Below are 15,039 nucleotides of genomic sequence, written 5' to 3' on the forward strand. Positions count from 1 at the left end.
ACTCCCCCGCCCGGCTGATATGCTCTCGTCATGGACGCGCCCCCTCCCCCCTCCCCCGTCACCGGCCTGCTTGGCGCCATCGGCCATACGCCATTGATCCGGCTGGCCCGGGCCTCGGCCGCCACGGGCTGCGACATCCTGGGCAAGGCGGAGTTCATGAACCCCGGCGGCAGCGTGAAGGACCGCGCCGCACTCGCCATCATCGAGGGCGCCGAGGCGCGCGGCGACCTCCGCCCCGGCGGGCTGATCGTGGAGGGCACGGCCGGCAACACCGGCATCGGCCTGACGCTGGTGGGCAATGCCCGCGGCTACCGCAGCGTCATCGTGATGCCGGAGACGCAGAGCCAGGAGAAGATCGACTTTCTCCGCATGATCGGCGCCGATCTGCGCCTGGTGCCGGCAAAGCCCTTCAAGGACCCGGGCAACTACGTCCATGTCAGCCGCCGCCTGGCGGAGGAGCTGGCGCAGAGCCATCCCGGCGGCGCCATCTGGGCCAACCAGTTCGACAACCTCGACAACCGCGAGGGCCACAGGCGGACCACGGGCGCGGAGATCCTGGCCCAGGCGGGCGGGCGCGTGGACGCCTTCACCTGCGCCTGTGGCACCGGCGGCACGCTGGCGGGCGTCGCCATGGCCCTGACGCGGGCGGACCCCAGCACGCTGATCATCCTGGCGGACCCCATGGGCTCGGCCCTCTATTCCTGGGTGAAGACCGGCACGCCGGTGATGAGCGAAGGCGGCTCCATCACCGAGGGCATCGGCCAGTCGCGCGTGCCGGCGAACCTTGAAGGCGTGCGGATTGACGACGCCGTGCAGGTGCCGGACGAGGAGGCGCTGGAACAGGTCTTCGACCTGACCATACATGAGGGCCTGTGCATCGGCGGCAGCGCGGGGCTGAACGTGGCGGCCGCCATCCGGGTGGCCCGGCGCCTCGGCCCCGGGCATCGCATCGTCACCATCCTGTGCGACGGCGGGGCGCGCTACCAGTCCAAGCTGTTCAACCCCGAATTCCTGCGCGGCAAGAACCTGCCCGCCCCACCCTGGCTGGTGAACTGACCATGGAGATCATCGCCCTCGGCCGCTCCATCCGGGAACGGGACCCGGCCCGCCCCTCCTGGCCGGAGGTGATCTTCTCCTATCCTGGCCTGCACGCGGTGCTGTGGCACCGGCTGGCACACTGGCTCTGGCGCCGTGGGTTGCGCGGGTTGGGGCGCTTCGCCTCGCATCTGGGGCGGATGCTGACGGGCATCGAGATCCATCCCGGCGCGCGCATCGGCCAAAGGCTGTTCATCGACCACGGCATGGGCGTCGTGATCGGCGAGACCGCGACCATCGGCGACGACGTCACCATCTACCACGGCGTCACACTGGGGGGCCTGTCCATGAAGGCCGGCAAGCGGCATCCGGACGTGCAGGATGGCGTCATCATCGGCGCCGGCGCGCAGGTGCTGGGGCCCATCACACTGGGCGAGCGCAGCCGCATCGGCGCCAACTCCGTGGTGGTGGCCCCCGTGGCGCCGCACACCACCGTCGTCGGCATCCCGGCACGCTGCGTGGGCGCGGACTGCCCGGATACCGCCACCGTGGGTTACGGCCTGCCGGCCGGCGAGGCCGATCCGGTGGGGGAACGTCTGGCCACGGTGGAAGCGGAACTTCGTGCCCTCAAGGTCTTGCTGGAACGTCGCCTGGCCGGGTGACTCCCTTTCAACTTGCCACCCCCTCGACATGATGACACCACTCGTATCAATTCGAGAGGGGTCGAAGGAGGGCGTAAATGGCAGAGGCCGGGGTCGAGGCGACCGTGGTGCCCCTGGCCGAACTGGCCAGGCTTCTGGATTCCATGGGCCTCGCCATGTGCGTCTTCGACGCGCGGCACCGCACCCGTCTCTGGAATGACAGCTTCCTCTGCTACTTCCCCGAGCATGCGGGCCATGTCTATCCGGGCGAGCCTTATGCCGAAAATCTGCGCCGCTTCTACGCGACCCGGCTGAGCGAGGCCGAGGCCGCGCACATGGACCGGCACATCGCCGATGGCATCCTGCGGCATGAACGCCAGTCCTGGCCCTTCGAATTCGTGCACCGCGGCCGGCGGCTGCGCGTGGCGGTGCTGCCGATGCTCGATGGCAGCCGGTTGCGCGTCTGGGTGCCGCTCGGCGCCGGGCCGGGGGGCGAGGCGGGGCTGACCGAGGAACACCTGCCCGAGTTGCGGCAGGACGAGGTGCCGCTCATCGCCGATGGCGCGATGGTGCGCGACGAGAATGACCGCATCCTCTCCGTGAACAACCGCTTCGCCGCCATCTATGGCCTGGACCATGCGACGGATGCCCAGGGGCAGGATTTCCGCACGCTGGTGGAGGCGCTCTGGGCCGGCCGTCCCGGCGCGGCGGAGGCGCGCGTGGCCCTGACGGACAACCCCCGCTTCGAGGGCGCCCCCTTCGAGGTTCCCCTGCCGGGCGACCGCTGGGTGCGCGTGAGCGAACGCCGCACCCAGGACGGCATCGGCATCAGCGTGCATGTGGACGTGACCGACCTGGTGCGGCTGGAACGCGCGGCCGCGGCGGCGCAGCTGCGCTCGGCCGCGCTGGCCGCCTCGCTCAAGGCCGAGATGGAGGAGCGTCGCCGCACCGAGGCCGCCTTGCAGCGCAGCCAGCGCGCGGAGGCCATCGGCCAACTCACCGGGGGCGTGGCGCATGACTTCAACAACCTCTTCGCCGTGATCCAGGCGGGGCTCGACCTGCTGGAGGCCACGCCCGAGGATGCGCGGCGGCCCGGACGCATGGCGATGCTGCGCGACGCCGTGGCGCGCGGGGCGGCGCTGACCGGGCAGCTCCTCGCCTTCTCGCGCCGCCAACCCCTGGAACCGCGCGCCGTCGCGCTGGCGCCGCTGCTGGAAGGGATGCTGCCTTTGCTGGGCACCACCTGCGGCAGCGCGGTGGAAATCACGCTCGACCTGCCGCCGGACCCGCCGGTGGCGCTGGTGGACCCCACCCAGCTCGAATTCGTGGTGCTGAACCTCGCCGTGAACGCGCGCGATGCCATGCCCGAGGGCGGGCGCCTCATGCTCTCGCTCGGCACCGAGACCCTGGCCGCGCGCAAGGAGGAAGGCGCTCCCGCCCCGCCCCTCTCCCCGCCCCTCTCCCCGCCTCTCTCCCCTGGCCGCTACGCCGTGCTGACGGTGCGCGACACCGGCATCGGCATGAGCGAGGCGGTGCGCAGCCGCGCGCTGGAGCCCTTCTTCACCACCAAGGGCGACAGCGGTGGCAGCGGGCTCGGCCTCAGCCAGACGCAGGGGCTGGCACGGCAATCGGGCGGGATGGTCCGCCTGGAGAGCGCGCCGGGCCAGGGCACCGCCGTCCATCTGCTGCTGCCCGCCATCACCGGGCCCGCCCAGCCCCGCCCGCCCGATGCGGAAAAGCCCGTCCGCAAGCTGCGGCTGCTGCTGGTGGAGGACGAGGCCTCGGTGCGGATGATGCTGGCCGACCTGCTGGCGGCACTTGGCCACAGCGTGACCTCCGCCCCGGACGGCACGACGGCGCTAGGCCTGCTGGCGGAGGGGTTGGCCCCGGACGTGCTGATCACCGACATGCGGATGCCGCCGGGCCTGTCCGGCCCCGAACTGGCCCGCGCCGCCTGGCGCGACCGGCCGGACCTGCCGGTCCTCTTCGTCTCGCGCCATGCCGAGCCGGAACTGGAGCAACTCGACGGCAGGTCGCTGCTGCTGCGAAAGCCCTGCCGGCCGGACGATCTGCAGCAGGCCCTCCGCCGGCTGGTGTGCGGGCACCCCTTGAGCTGAAGCGCCCCTCAGTTGAGGGGCAGGTCCTCGGACAGGACCGAGATGGTGATGTGGTAGGCCACTTCGCCATCCTCGTCATCGCGGTCCACGGTGCCGATGGTCTCGCCATCCACCAGCAGTTCCACCGGGCCGTTGCGGGTCTGGGCCGCGCGGATGGTCAGCTTCTGCGTGCCCAGGAGGCGGCGGAGATGGGCCTGGACGGCCTGGATTTCGGCGGGCTTCATGGTCTGATCATCCCTGTGTGGCGCGGGGGGTGCGAATAGGCGCCCCGGCCGCGCTTGTCCAACCCGAAGGCCGGGAGGCCGCCATGCCCGCGCCCCGGGGCTACATCACCCCCGCCGGGTTGCGCGCCGTCACCGGCACCTTGAGGTAGCGCACGCCATTGCTCTCGGCCTGTGGGAAGCGTCCGGCGCGGATGTTCACCTGGATGGAGGGCAGCAGCAGCGTGGGCGCCGAGAGGGTCGCGTCGCGGCCCTGGCGGAAGGCCACGAACTCCTCCTCGGTCTTGCCGTCCTTCACATGCGGGTTGTGGGCGCGCTGATCGGCCACGGTGGATTGCCAGGCATAGGTGTCGCGGTTGGGCGCCTTGTAGTCATGGCACATCCACAGCCGCGTGTGGCCGGGCAGGCTGAGCAGGCGCTTGATGGAACGGTAGAGCGTGCGCGCGTCACCGCCCGGGAAGTCCGCGCGGGCGGTGCCGTAGTCGTGCATGAAGATGGTGTCGCCCACGAAGACGTCGTCGCCGAAGCGATAAGCGATGCAGGCCGGCGTGTGCCCGGGCAGGTGCATCACCTCCACGGTGAGGCCGCCCAGCATGAAGCGCTCGCCATCGGTGAAGAGCAGGTCGAAATCACCGCCGCCCGCCTTCACGTCGTCGGCAGCGAAGACGGGCCGAAAAATGCGCTGCACCTCCGTGATGTGCTCGCCGATGCCGATGCGCGCGCCGGTCTTCGCCTTGATCCAGGGCGCGGCCGTCAGGTGGTCGGCATGGGCGTGGGTCTCCAGCACCAGCACGAGTTTGAGGCCCTGTTCCTCCGCGGCCTTCAGCATGCGGTCGGCGAAGGCGGTGTCGGCCGTGCCGGACTTGTGGTCCCAGTCCAGGACGGGGTCCAGGATCGCGGCCTGCTTCGTGGCGGGGTCCGAGACCAGGTAGCTGACCGTGTTGGTGGGCTCGTCGAAGAAGGGCTGGATCAGGGGGGCGGGCATGACGGTCTCCGTATGCGTGTTGACTTATATATAAGCGTTCGCTATCTTAGCGTCAACGAATAGACGAGCCCTTCCCGATGGACCCCGCTTCCCAACTCGAGACCCACGCCCAGGATGCCGCGGCCCTCCTGCGGCAGCTCGCCAATGCCCGCCGGCTGATGCTGCTCTGCCAGCTCGCGGCCGAGGGCGAGGTGACGGTGGGGCGGTTGGCGGAACGGGTGGGCCTGTCTCAGGCCGCGCTGTCCCAGCACCTGATGCGCCTGCGCGCGGAGGGCCTGGTCGCGCGGCGGCGGGAAGGGACGCATCTGCACTACCGCATCGCCGACCCGCGGGTGGGCCGACTGATGGCCGCGCTGCACGAGCTGTTCTGCGAAGCGCACGCACCCGCCCTCACCCATTGAACCCTCAGGAGACCATGCCATGACCCTTCCCACCATCACCCCCGCCCGCGCCGCCGCCCTGCTGAAGTCCGGCGACGCCATCCTCGTGGACGTGCGCGAGGCCGATGAGCGCGCCCGCGCCCACATCCCCGGCACGGCGCACCTGCCCATCTCGCGCGTGCAGGAGGCCGAACTCGCCGTGCAGGCGGGCAAGCCCGTCATCTTCCACTGCCAGTCCGGCCGCCGCACGGCCGAGAACGCCGCGGCGCTGGCCGCCCGCGCCCCCGGCTGCGAGGCGATGATCGTGGAAGGCGGCCTCGACGCCTGGCGCCAGGCCGGGCTGCCCGTGGCGGAAAACCGCAAGGCGCCCCTGCCGCTGATGCGCCAGGTGCAGATCGTGGCGGGATCGCTGGTCGTGATCGGCGCCGTATTGGGCTTCGCGGTGTCACCCATGTTCCACCTGCTCTCGGCCTTTGTCGGTGGCGGGCTGGTGATGGCGGGCGTGGTGGGTCTCTGCCCCATGGCGAACGCGCTGGCCATGATGCCCTGGAACAAGCGCGCGGTGGCCTGAGCCATGGACATCTCCGCGGTCCAGGCCGTGCTGGCCGGGGCTTCCGGCTCGCTGGTGGGGTTCACCCTCGCACTGGTGGGCGGCGGGGGGTCCATCCTGGCCGTGCCGCTGCTGGTCTATCTCGTAGGGATGCCGCAGGCGCACCTGGCCATCGGCACCAGCGCGGTGGCCGTGGCGCTCAATGCGGGGCTGGGCCTGATGAGCCATGCGCGGGCGGGGAATGTGCGCTGGCCCTGCGCCAGCGTCTTCGCCACCGTGGGCGTGGCCGGCGCCTTCGCGGGTGCGGCCATCGGCAAGCAGGTGGACGGGCAGGCGCTGCTGGCCGCCTTCGCCGTGCTGATGGCGGTGGTGGCCGTGCTGATGCTGCGCAAGGGCGAACCCGTGCCCACCACCACCGTGCGCCTCTCACGCGGGAATGCGCCGGCGCTGGTGGGGGCCGGGGGCGCGACGGGTCTGCTGTCGGGCTTCTTCGGGATCGGCGGCGGGTTCCTCGCCGTGCCGGGGCTGATGGCGGCGACGGGCATGGGCTCGCTGAACGCCATCGGCTCCTCGCTGGTGGCGGTGACGGCCTTCGGTGCCACCACGGCCGCAAGCTATGCGCTGTCCGGGCTGGTGGATTGGTGGATGGCCGCGCTGTTCGTGGCGGGCGGCGTGCTGGGCAGCCTGGGCGGCGCGCGCCTGGCGCGTGGGCTGGCCACGCGGCGCGGCGTGCTGACGCGGGTGTTCGCGGTGATGCTGCTGGCGCTGGCCGTGTTCATGCTGGTGCGGACGCTCGCTTGAGCGGCCGATTCACGTCTTCGGCGAAAACGCCGAAGCCGATCGGACGCGGGGCTGAGCGGCCGATTCACGTCTCCGGCGAAAACGCCGAAGCCGATCGGACGCGGGGCTGAGCGGCCGATTCACGGCCCCGGCGAAGACGCCGAAGCCGATCGGACGCGGGGCCGAGCGGCCGATTCACGCCTCCGGCGAAGACGCCGAAGCCGATCGGACGCTGAACACCCCCTTCAACGCCGCCAGCGCCCAAGCCACGTCCGCCTCGCCATTGTAGCCGTGGAAGCTCACCCGGATGCGGCCGCGGCCGTTCCAGACCAGCACGCCGCGCGCCTCCAGCTCCCGAACCGCGCGCGCCGCCTCCGGGTGGGGCAGGCAGACGCTGGCGCCATGGTTTTCGGGCGTCATCATGGGCAACCCCGCCGCCAGGCAGCGCGCGCGCAATTCGCCGGCCAGGGCCAGCACATGCGCCTCGATCCCCTCATGCCGCGCGAGATAATCCAGCGCGGCATCCAGCGCATAGACGCCCGCATGGTTGGGGTTGCCGCGGCAGAAGCGCATGGCGTCGGGCACCAGGGCGAAGGGCTGGGTCCAGTCGGGCCGCCCCTGCACGGCCATGGAATACCAGCCCGCGCTGCGCGGCGCCCAATCCGGTTGGCGCACGCGATTCCAATAGGCCACCGCGATGCCGCTGATCCCCAGCATCCATTTGTAGCAGGCGGCGAAGGCGAAATCGGCCACGCCCGCCTCGATGCGCGCCCAGCCCGCCGCCTGGGTGTGGTCCACCACCAGCAGCGCGCCCACGCCGTCGGCCAGGGCACGCAGGGCGTGCAGGTCCACGCGCTCGGCCGTGAGGAAGCTCACGCTGCTCACCGCGATCACGCGCGTGCGCGGGCCGACCAGCGCGGCCACGCCACCCGGCCCTTCCGCCACGCGCAGCGTGACACCCGGCCGCATGGCGAAGGGCGCGGCGAGCGAGGGGTATTCGATGTCGGCCAGCACCACCTCGTCGCCCTCGGTCCATTCGAGGCTCTCGGCCAGCATGGCGACACCCTCGGCCACCGAGGAGACGAGGCCGATCTCCTCCATCGCGCAGCCCCAGCCGGCGGCGAGCTTGTCGCGCAGCCGCGCCACCATCGCCTCCTGCCGCGCATCGCCCGCCGGCCCATCGGATTTGTCGGCCAGGTAGCGGCCCAGCGCGCCATCCAGCGCGTGCAGCGCGGGCGTCTTCCCCCCGGCGCAGAGATGCAGGATTCCGGGCGGGATGCGGAAATCATTGGCGTCGAACAGCGTGCTCATGTGCCAAGTGTGTGGCCAGGCGCGAAAAACGCGCAATCTTCGCCGTTTCGTAGCGCGCAAAGGCGCCTATAACCTCGGGCAACCACAGATCGGGCTGCCCATGTCCATCCACGCCGCGCTGACCCACCGCACCACCTACCGCTATGACCGCCCGGTGATGCTGGGCCCGCAGGTGATCCGGCTGCGGCCGGCACCGCATGCGCGCACGCCCATCCTGTCCTACTCCCTGAAGATCGAGCCCAAGCCCCACTTCATCAACTGGCAGCAGGACCCGCAGGGGAATTTCCAGGCGCGCGTGGTCTTCCCCGAGCGCGTGACGCATTTCGACGTGACGGTGGACCTCGTGGCCGACATGGCCACCATCAACCCCTTCGACTTCTTCCTGGAGCCGGACGCGGAGCACTGGCCCTTCGCCTACGACCCGGTGCTGGACCAGGAACTTGCCCCCTTCCGCCGCGCCGAGGCGCCCGGCCCGCGCCTGAAATCCCTGCTGGCCGACATCCCGCGCGAGCGGCAGCGCAGCGTGGACCTGCTGCTGGACCTGAACCGCCGCGTGCAGGAGCGCATCGCCTATATCGTGCGGCTGGAGCCGGGCGTGTGGGACCCCGAGCGCACGCTGGAAGAGGGAAGCGGCTCCTGCCGGGACAGCGCCTGGCTGTTCGTGCAGGCGGCGCGGCATCTCGGTTTCGCGGCGCGCTTCTGCTCGGGCTACCTCATCCAGCTCGTCGCGGATGTGAAGCCGCTGGACGGGCCGGAAGGCCCCAGCACCGACTTCACCGACCTGCACGCCTGGGCCGAAATCTACCTGCCCGGCGCGGGCTGGGTGGGCTTCGACGCCACCTCCGGCCTGCTGGCGGGCGAGGGGCATATCCCGCTCGCCTCCACGCCGGAACCGGCCTCGGCCGCGCCCATCTCGGGCGGCGTCGAGAAGGCGGAGGTGGAGTTCGGCTTCGAGATGAAGGTGGTGCGCCTGCGCGAGACGCCGCGGGTCACCAAGCCCTACACGCCCAAGCAATGGCAGGCGATCCAGCAGGCCGGGCAGCGCGTGGACGCCGCCCTGAAGCGGCACGACGTGCGCCTGACCATGGGCGGCGAGCCCACCTTCGTCGCCGCCACCGACCGCGAGGCCGCGGAGTGGAACACCGACGCCATGGGCCCCACCAAGCGGGCCTTTGCCGGGCGGCTGCTGCGGCGGCTGGCCCCGCTCTGGGCGCCCGGGGCGGTGCTGCACTATGGCCAAGGCAAGCAGTATCCGGGCGAGCCTTTGCCGCGCTTCGCGCTGGAATGCATCTGGCGGCCGGATGGCGAGGCGGTGTGGCGCGATGCGGCCCTGCTGGCCTCGGACGACGACAAGGACGACGCCACGGCGCTGGACGCCATCCGCTTCGCCAAGCAGCTGGCCGAACGCCTGCAGGTGGACCCGGCGCTCGCCGTGCCCGCGCATGAGGACGTCCACTACTACCTGTGGAAGGAAGCCCGCCTGCCGGCCAATGTGGTGGCCGAGGACAGCAAGCTCGCGGACCCGCTGGAACGCGCGCGCATGCGCCGCCTGTTCACCGAGGGCCTCGCGGAGCCCGCCGGCGCCGTGCTGCCGCTGCGCCGCGTGGTGCGGGCGGGCCAGCGGCGCTGGCAGTCGGGCCGCTGGTTCTTCCGCGAGGACACGCTGTTCCTGACGCCGGGCGACGCGCCCATGGGCCTGCGCCTGCCGCTGGCCTCGCTGCCCTGGATCGACCCCAAGGCCGCGGCGCTGGAGGCCGAAAGCCCGCCCGACCCCTTCGCGGAAAAGCCGCCCTTGCCGCGGCGGGACCAGCTGCGCGCCGGCGCCGCGCGGAATGGCGGGATCGAGGGCTTCCGCCCGCAGCCGCAGCCCGCGCCCGAGGTGGACATCAACGATCCCGCCCAGGTCCGCACCGCGCTCTGCGTGGAGGCGCGGGGCGGGTTGCTGCATGTCTTCCTGCCGCCGCTGTCTGCCGCGGAGGATTGGCTGGAACTGGTCGCCGCCATCGAGGACACGGCCGCCGAGGCCAAGCGCAAGCTGTTCCTCGAAGGCTACCTGCCCCCCTCCGACGACCGGCTGAACCATTTTTCCGTGACGCCCGACCCGGGCGTGATCGAAGTGAACATCCACCCCGCCCATTCCTGGCCGGAGATGAGCGAGCGCACGACGCAGCTCTACGAGGAAGCGCGGCAGGTCGGCCTCGCCACCGAGAAGTTCATGCTGGACGGGCGCCATGTCGGCACCGGCGGCGGCAACCATGTCGTCATGGGCGGCACCAAGGTCGCCGACAGCCCCTTCCTGCGCCGGCCCGACCTGCTGCGCAGCCTCGTCTCCTTCTGGCACAACCACCCCTCGCTGAGCTTCCTGTTCAGCGGCCTCTTCATCGGCCCCACCAGCCAGCACCCGCGCGTGGACGAGGCGCGGATGGACGCGCTGCGCGAGATGGAGATCGCCTTCCGCGAACTCGACCGCGCCGGCCCCAACCCGCCGCCCTGGATGACCGACCGCCTGTTCCGCAACCTGCTGGCGGACATGACGGGCAACACCCACCGCACCGAGTTCTGCATCGACAAGATGTATGACCCGAACCACAGCGGCGGCCGCCGCGGCCTTGTCGAATTCCGCGCCTTCGAGATGCCGCCGCACGCCGAGATGAGCATGGCGCAGATGCTGCTGATGCGCGCCGCACTCGCCGCCTTCTGGGAGAAGCCCTACCGCCGCTCCCTCGTGCGCTGGGGCACCGCGCTGCATGACCGCTTCATGCTGCCCGAATACTGCTTGGCGGACTTCCGGGGCGCGCTGGAGGAACTCTCGCAGATCGGCACGCCGCTCGATCCCGCCTGGTTCGCGCCGCATATCGAGTTCCGCTTCCCCAAGATCGGCGGCACACAAGTGGCCGCCATGGAGGTGGAACTGCGCCACGCCCTCGAACCCTGGCACGTGCTGGGCGAGGAGGCGGCGGCCGGCGGCACCGTGCGCTACGTGGACAGCAGCGCCGAGCGCGTGCAGGCGCGCGTCACCAACTGGGTGCCCGAGCGCTTCGTGCTGGCCGCGAACGGCGTGGCCGTGCCGCTGATGGCGACGGAACGCACGGGCGAATACGTGGCCGGCATCCGCTTCAAGGCCTGGGACCCGCCCTCGGCCCTGCACCCCACCGTGCGCGCCCAGGGGCCGCTGGTGCTGGATGTGTATGACCGCTGGACGGGCCGTTCGCTGGGCGGGCTGACACACCAGGTGGTGCACCCGGGCGGCCTCTCCTATGCGGATTTCCCGGTGAACGCGAACTCGGCCGAGGCACGGCGCCGCGCGCGCTTCTACCCCATCGGTCACACCCCCGGCCTGATGGCCGAACCCGTCGCCGCCCCCAGCCTGGAACACCCCTGCACGCTGGACCTGCGCGCCCATGCCTGAAACGCCCTGGCCCGCCGCCCTGTTCGAGGACGGGCCGGATGAGATGGTCTCGGGCCAGGGCGAGATCCGCGCCCATTGGCGCGGGGTGGTGGGCGTCATCGGCAGCCTGGGCCGCCCCGCGGTGGCCGAGCGTGGCGACCGCCTGACGCGCGCGATGCTGGAGGAAGGGGTGGCCTCCATCCTCCCCGGCGCGGCGGGCAGCGGCGCCTGGCGACTTGACCCCGTACCGCTGCCGCTGGAACCCCGGGAGTTCGAGGCGCTGGCCGAGGGCATCATCCAGCGCGCCCGGCTGCTGGATGCCCTGCTGGCCGATCTTTACGGCGCGCAGGAGACGCTGGCCGCCGGGCTGCTGCCCGCGCCGCTGGTCTTCGGCAGCCCCGCCTTCCTGCGCGCCGCCCGCCAGGGCATGAGGCCGGCGCACCGGCCACAGCTGCACCTCTACGCGGTGGACCTGCTGCGCGGCGCCGATGGGCGCTGGGCGGTGTTGCAGGACCGCACGGGCACGGCCTCCGGCCTCGGGCAATTGCTGGAGAACCGGCGCCTGATCGGTTCCGCCATGCCCGAGGCGATGCGGACCCTGCTGCCGCGCGCCATCACCCCCTTCTTCGACCTGTGGCAGGAGGCGCTGTCGCGCCTCGCCCCCCGCCACAAGCCGGACCCGGCGGTGGCGCTGCTCTCGCCCGGCACCAGCGACGCGCATTGGTTCGAGCATGTGGTGCTCTCGCGCGAGCTGGGCTGCGCGCTGGTCGAACCCGGCGACCTGACGGTGCGCGGCGGCGCGCTCTACCTCAAGACGCTGGTGGGGCTGCAGCCGGTGGACGTGGTGCTGAGCCGCCTGAATGCCGCAAGCCTCGATCCGCTGGACCAGCCCGATTCCCACGCGGCGGCCGGTGTTCCAGGCATATTGGACGCGGCCCGCCACGGCGCGCTGACCCTGCTGAACGCCCCTGGCGCGGCCCTGGCCGAGATGCCGGCCCTGCCCGCCTTCCTGCCCGCGCTGTGCGAACGCCTGCTGGGCGAAGAGTTGCGCCTGCCCTCCCTGCCCACCCATTGGCTGCGCGCGCACGAGGCGCCGCCGCCGCTGCCCCCCGGCCATGCCGCCTGGGCCTTCCGCCCCGCCGGGGACGGGCTGGCGCCCGAATCCTGGTCGCCTGCCACCGGCCTGCCCCAGGCCGCCATCGCCCTGCCCCCCCTGCCCGTGGCCCCGGCGCTGGAAGAGGGCAAGCTGAACCCCGTGCCCCTGGTGCTGCGGATGTTCGCCATCTCGGACGGGATGAACTGGCAGGTGCTGCCGGGGGGCCTCGTCCGCCATGTCAGCCCCGGCACGCGGCTGACCGGCCGCCTGCCCGGCGCGGGCTGGTGCAAGGATGTCTGGGTGCCGGCCGACCCGGGCGAGGCCATCATCGGCCCCGCCGCGCAATCCGCCCCGCCACTCGCCATCCGCCGCACGCCGGCCGCCATTCCCTCGCGCGTGGCGGACAACCTGTTCTGGCTGGGCCGCTATGTGGAGCGTCTCGATCGCGGGGCGCGGCTGCTGCGCGCCACCATCGCCCGGCTGCGGCGCGGCGGGCTTTCGCCCCGCGAGCTGGCGGAACTCTCGGCATTGACCCATTGCCTGCGCGAGGCGGCGCTGGTGGATGACGAGGCGCGCGTCAGCGCCGGCAGCCTCACGCCACTGGCCGAGGCGCTGATGCGCGGTGCGCGCCCGGGTGTGCGCGACCTGCACCGCCGCATCGGCGGGCTGATCGAGGCGGTGCGCGACCGGCTGACGGCCGACATGCACGCCACCTTCACCCAGACCCTGCGCGCGGCGGAGGAGGCTCTGGCCACCCCCCTGCCCGACCTTCAGGACCTGGGCCGCGCGCTCATCCCCTCGCTGCGCTTCGCCAATGCGGTGGCGGGCGTCGCGGCCGAGAACATGGTGCGCGGCGGCGCGCGGCTCTTTCTGGAACTCGGGCGCCGCATGGAACGCGCCCAGGCCGTGGCGGCCGAGGTGGCGGTGGCGCTGGATGGCCCGCCCGCGCGCATCGAGGCTGGGCTGCGCCTGGTGCTGGAACTGTGTGATTCCGTCATCACCTACCGCAGCCGCTACCTCGGCGTGCTGCAGCCGGCGCCCGCGCTGGACCTGGTGCTGGCGGATGGCGCCAATCCGCGCGGCCTTGCCTTCCAGCTCCAGGCCATCGCGGACGCGCTGGGCGAGGTCTCGGCCGACCCGGACGACCCCGGCGCGGCCGAGGCCGAACGCCTGCTCGCCATCGCGGAGGACATCACCCCCCGCCTTCTGGCCGCGCGCGACCAGGCGCAGGAAGCGGCCCTGCTGCCGCCGGAACTCCGCCAGATCGCGCAGGACCTGGCCACGCTGTCCGACGTGGTGTCGCGCCGCTACTTCGCGCTGCTGCCGCCCGCCCGCGCGGTGGGGGTGGACATGGGTGAGGCGGCGGTGATCGAGGTGTGAGGCTTGCCGGCCCCGCATGGGCGGGGCCAGACTTCCGGGCAAGGCAGCCGCGTGAAGCGGCGCCAGCGTCCGATCGGCTTCGGTGGAACACCGAGGGCGTGAATCGGCGTTCAGTCAGGAAGGAAACCCCATGCCCCGCCACCTCACCGGGCGCCGCGCGCTGCTCGCCGCCGCCCCCCTGCTCGCGGCACCCGCACTGGCGCAGGCGCAATCCGCCCTGTCCTCGCGGCCCGTCACCATCATCGTGCCCTCGCCCGCCGGCGGCGGCACGGACTACGCGGCGCGGCTGATCCAGGAACCGCTGGGCCGGGCGCTGGGCACCACCGTCGTGGTGGAGAACCGCCCCGGCGGCAATGACGTGATCGGGTTGAACGCGGTGCTCAACGCCCGCCCCGACGGGCACACCCTGCTGATGGGCTATTGCGGCACCATGGCCGGGCGCCCCGCCACCAACAGCATCGGCACCATAGACCCGATGCGGGACTTCACGCCCATCGGCCAGGTGTCGGACACGCCGCAGCTCTTCGTGACCCACCCGAGCCTTCCCGTCCGCAGCCTGCGGGAGTTCATCGAGCACGCGAAGCAGCGGCCCGGCGACCTGACCTATGCCTCGGCGGGCAATGGCTCGATGCACCATCTGGGCGCCGAACTGCTGAAGCAGCGCGCGGGGATAGACCTGCTGCACGTGCCCTATCGCGGCACGGGCGAGACCATCAGCGACCTCATCGCCGGGCGGGTGCATTTCTACATGAACTCCCCCCCGCCGCTGACGCCGCTGGTGCGGGACGGGCGGCTGCGCGCGCTCTCGGTGTCCAGCAATGAACGCCACCCGGGCATGCCCGACATCCCCTCGGCCGCCGAGGAAGGGCTGCGCGACCTCGACCTGAATGTCTGGTTCGCGCTCTACGCCCCGCGCGGCGTGCCGGCCGAGATCAACGCCATGCTGACCGCGAAGCTGAACGAGGTGCTGGAACAGCCCGCCCTGCGCACCCGCGCCTTCGAGGCCGGCGCGCTGGTGCGGCCGCTCTCCCCCGCCGACATCACCGCCCGGCTGGCGCGCGAGACGGCGGCCTGGCGCGAGGTGGTGCGGGCGGCCAACATCTCGCTCGGCTGACCCATGCGCCGGTATCCGCCGGCCCCCAACCTGCGATAGGG

General features: G+C 72.0%; 12 protein-coding genes. 9 read left to right on the forward strand and 3 right to left on the reverse strand.

Features of this window, described 5'->3' with window-relative positions; translation table 11 throughout:
* Positions 1–30: 30 nt before the first annotated feature.
* The 3 genes from GGQ83_RS01710 to GGQ83_RS01720 all read left to right on the forward strand — a co-directional run bounded on the left by GGQ83_RS01710 (position 31) and on the right by GGQ83_RS01720 (position 3,793).
* Positions 31–1,056, forward strand: a complete 1,026-nt coding sequence (locus GGQ83_RS01710) for a cysteine synthase A (protein ID WP_184381867.1) — start codon at positions 31–33, stop codon at positions 1,054–1,056.
* 2 nt (positions 1,057–1,058) lie between these two features.
* Positions 1,059–1,697, forward strand: coding sequence for a serine O-acetyltransferase (gene cysE / locus GGQ83_RS01715; RefSeq protein ID WP_184381868.1), 639 nt, complete (start codon positions 1,059–1,061; stop codon positions 1,695–1,697).
* 77 nt (positions 1,698–1,774) lie between these two features.
* A complete protein-coding gene (locus GGQ83_RS01720; RefSeq protein ID WP_184381869.1) occupies positions 1,775–3,793 on the forward strand; it encodes an ATP-binding protein in 2,019 nt (672 codons plus the stop codon).
* 8 nt (positions 3,794–3,801) lie between these two features.
* Here the strand turns inward: GGQ83_RS01720 and GGQ83_RS01725 are convergent, their stop codons facing one another.
* A complete protein-coding gene (locus tag GGQ83_RS01725) occupies positions 3,802–4,017 on the reverse strand; it encodes a DUF3126 family protein (RefSeq protein WP_184381870.1) in 216 nt (71 codons plus the stop codon).
* Positions 4,018–4,117: 100 nt separating this feature from the next.
* Positions 4,118–4,999, reverse strand: coding sequence for an MBL fold metallo-hydrolase (locus GGQ83_RS01730; RefSeq protein ID WP_184381871.1), 882 nt, complete (start codon positions 4,997–4,999; stop codon positions 4,118–4,120).
* Between the two features lie 77 nt (positions 5,000–5,076).
* Here GGQ83_RS01730 and GGQ83_RS01735 point away from each other — a divergent pair, with 77 nt between their 5' ends.
* Genes GGQ83_RS01735 through GGQ83_RS01745 form a run of 3 tightly spaced genes read left to right on the forward strand, consistent with a single transcriptional unit; the run spans position 5,077 to position 6,730 of the window.
* Positions 5,077–5,400, forward strand: a complete 324-nt coding sequence (locus GGQ83_RS01735) for an ArsR/SmtB family transcription factor (protein WP_184381872.1) — start codon at positions 5,077–5,079, stop codon at positions 5,398–5,400.
* A gap of 19 nt (positions 5,401–5,419) precedes the next feature.
* A complete protein-coding gene (locus tag GGQ83_RS01740; RefSeq protein ID WP_184381873.1) occupies positions 5,420–5,950 on the forward strand; it encodes a rhodanese family protein in 531 nt (176 codons plus the stop codon).
* Positions 5,951–5,953: 3 nt separating this feature from the next.
* The gene (locus GGQ83_RS01745; RefSeq protein ID WP_184381874.1) at positions 5,954–6,730 is read left to right on the forward strand and encodes a sulfite exporter TauE/SafE family protein; all 777 of its coding nucleotides are present in this window, start codon (positions 5,954–5,956) and stop codon (positions 6,728–6,730) included.
* A 174-nt stretch (positions 6,731–6,904) separates the two neighbouring features.
* Here GGQ83_RS01745 and GGQ83_RS01750 read toward each other — a convergent pair whose 3' ends face one another.
* On the reverse strand, positions 6,905–8,020 hold the full coding sequence (locus GGQ83_RS01750) for an aminotransferase class V-fold PLP-dependent enzyme (protein WP_184381875.1): 1,116 nt from the start codon (positions 8,018–8,020) through the stop codon (positions 6,905–6,907).
* 100 nt (positions 8,021–8,120) lie between these two features.
* Here GGQ83_RS01750 and GGQ83_RS01755 point away from each other — a divergent pair, with 100 nt between their 5' ends.
* From GGQ83_RS01755 to GGQ83_RS01765, 3 genes are all read left to right on the forward strand, one after another.
* Positions 8,121–11,429, forward strand: coding sequence for a transglutaminase family protein (locus GGQ83_RS01755; protein ID WP_184381876.1), 3,309 nt, complete (start codon positions 8,121–8,123; stop codon positions 11,427–11,429).
* A complete protein-coding gene (locus GGQ83_RS01760) occupies positions 11,422–13,884 on the forward strand; it encodes a circularly permuted type 2 ATP-grasp protein (protein ID WP_184381877.1) in 2,463 nt (820 codons plus the stop codon). Before GGQ83_RS01755 ends, GGQ83_RS01760 begins: the two co-directional genes overlap by 8 nt.
* Before the next feature lie 130 nt (positions 13,885–14,014).
* Positions 14,015–14,998, forward strand: a complete 984-nt coding sequence (locus GGQ83_RS01765) for a Bug family tripartite tricarboxylate transporter substrate binding protein (protein WP_184381878.1) — start codon at positions 14,015–14,017, stop codon at positions 14,996–14,998.
* Positions 14,999–15,039 lie beyond the last annotated feature (41 nt).

This window comes from Roseococcus suduntuyensis (assembly GCF_014196305.1).
GTDB lineage: Bacteria > Pseudomonadota > Alphaproteobacteria > Acetobacterales > Acetobacteraceae > Roseococcus > Roseococcus suduntuyensis.